We start from the raw sequence: 2,788 nt of genomic DNA on the forward strand, positions 1-2,788 counted from the left end.
GTATTCATATACTTTACTTTCTTAAGCCAAATGTATACATTACCTTACATTTTAAACAAAAAAAAGTCGGAAGATTAATCTTCCGACCATGACTACCAAAATAGGCGACTTTATTTTTTAATTAGATTAATGAAAATTATTTTAAAAAATTAATTTTTTAAAATAAAAAAAGGAGTAATTACTAAATTAATAATTCTCCCCATTTCGATAATCATAAGCCTATCCTTTCCTAATATTAATTAGTATATTTGCTTTTAAATTTAGACTTTTCGACAAAAGTATTCTACAATAACAATTGTTTTCATTTAAATTAGAAAAAATGACACAAAAATCAAAAATTCTGTACACATTTACAGACGAAGCTCCGATGTTAGCTACGTATTCCTTTTTACCAATCGTTCAGGCATTTGCTAAAACAGCTGGTATAGAAGTTGAAACTCGTGATATTTCATTAGCAGGACGTATTCTTGCCAACTTTCCTGAATTTTTAAAAGAAGAACAAAAAATTGGAGATGCACTTGCTGAATTGGGAGAGCTTGCAAAAACCCCTGAAGCGAATATTATTAAATTACCAAATATCTCCGCTTCAATCCCGCAATTGAATGCCGCTATCAAAGAATTACAAGCACATGGCTTTGCTGTCCCAAATTATCCTTCTGAGCCAAAAAATAAAGAAGAAAAACATATTAAAGCTAAATATGCTAAAATATTGGGATCTGCTGTAAATCCAGTTTTACGAGAAGGCAACTCCGATCGAAGAGCACCAAAGGCAGTTAAAAACTATGCTAAGAAACACCCTCACTCTATGGGAACATGGTCCTCAAATTCTCAAACAAAAGTAGCTTCAATGAATGATGGAGATTTTTATGGTACTGAGAAGTCAATGACAATTAGTGAAGACACAAAATTCAAAATAGAATTTATTGCAACAGACGGAACTGTTAAACTATTCAAAGATTATGCCCCTTTATTAGCAGGCGAAATAATTGACTCCTCAGTAATGACTTTAAATAAATTAAAAGCCTTTGTTGCTGAGTGCAAAAAAGAAGCAAAAGCTAAAGGCATCTTATTTTCCACTCACTTAAAAGCCACTATGATGAAGGTATCCGACCCTATTATTTTTGGTGCAGTTGTGGAAGGATATTTTACTGAAGTTTATGCAGAATATGCAGATGTTTTTACAGAATTAGGTATAATTCCCAATAATGGCTTGGGCGATTTATATACAAAAATAGCAGGTCATCCTAAAGAATCTGAAATCAAAGCTGCAATTGACACAGCTATTTTGAAAGGTCCTGATATTGCCATGGTTAATTCTGATAAAGGAATTACAAACTTACATGTACCATCCGACGTTATTGTTGATGCTTCTATGCCTGCTATGATCCGTACTTCTGGGCAAATGTGGAACAAAGATGGAAAACAACAAGATACACTGGCAATCATTCCAGATCGCTGCTACGCCGGAGTTTATGAAACAGTAATTGAAGACTGCAAAACAAATGGAGCTTATAATCCTACTACTATGGGTTCTGTACCAAACGTAGGTTTAATGGCACAAAAAGCAGAAGAATATGGCTCTCATGATAAAACATTCCAAGCAGCAGCTAAAGGAGTAATTCGTGTTTCTGATGATAAAGATAATATTTTACTTGAACAAAATGTTGAAACAGGAGATATATTTAGAATGTGTCAGACTAAAGACGCTCCAATTCAAGATTGGGTAAAATTAGCAGTAAATCGTGCACGTTTATCCGAAACACCTGCTATATTTTGGCTAGATGAAAATAGAGCGCACGATAGAGAAATAATAAAAAAAGTAAATGCATATTTACAAAATCACGACACAACAGGTTTAGACATTAGAATATTAAGTCCTATAGAAGCTACCAAGGTTTCAATAGAAAGAATCCGTCAAGGTTTAGATACTATATCTGTAACAGGAAATGTATTACGCGATTATCTAACTGATTTATTTCCTATTTTAGAATTAGGAACATCAGCTAAAATGCTATCCATTGTTCCATTAATGAATGGAGGAGGCTTATTCGAAACCGGAGCAGGAGGTTCCGCCCCTAAGCATATTGAACAATTCATTGAAGAAGGCTACCTGCGTTGGGATTCATTAGGAGAATTTTTAGCACTAGGTGCTTCTCTAGAACATTTAAGTCAAACTCAAAATAATAACAAAGCTTTAGTACTAGCAGATACATTAGATGAAGCTACCTCTAAATTCTTAGATAACGATAAATCCCCAGCCCGTAAAGTAGGTTCAATTGACAATAGGGGTTCACACTTTTATTTAGCGATGTACTGGGCAGAAGCATTAGCTAATCAAAATAAAGACGTTGAATTGAAAAAGAAGTTTAATCCTGTTATAAAAGAAATGCTATCTAACGAATCTAAAATTAACGAAGAGTTAATAAGTTCTCAAGGCTCAGCACAAGCTATTCAAGGTTATTATCAACCTAATACAGAAGCAACATCTAAAGCAATGCGCCCAAGCAGTACTTTGAATAATATTATAAATAACATAGCTTAATAAATACTTTAATAAAAACACAATCCCGATAAATATCGGGATTGTGTTTTTATATATCATTTATATCGTCAAGCATTTCGTATTGCCTTTCGACTCATCACGCTGTTTCAGCTTAGTTTAATCCTTCACCGTCGGACAATTACAATCCAGAGGAGATTTTTTGCCAAAGAGATTAAACCCTATCCCAAACTGATGGTAGCCGCCTTTCTCAAAAACGATGTCTCCCATCACGTGCGAATACGTATA

1 protein-coding gene is annotated in these 2,788 nt (G+C 33.9%); it reads left to right on the forward strand.

Annotated features, from left to right (window positions below; all coding sequences use genetic code 11):
* Positions 1-319 precede the first annotated feature (319 nt).
* Positions 320-2,542, forward strand: coding sequence for an NADP-dependent isocitrate dehydrogenase (locus tag C8P70_RS13665; protein WP_133713849.1), 2,223 nt, complete (start codon positions 320-322; stop codon positions 2,540-2,542).
* Positions 2,543-2,788: the final 246 nt, after the last annotated feature.

This window comes from Myroides indicus (genome assembly GCF_004364575.1).
Taxonomy (GTDB): Bacteria; Bacteroidota; Bacteroidia; order Flavobacteriales; family Flavobacteriaceae; genus Flavobacterium; species Flavobacterium indicum_A.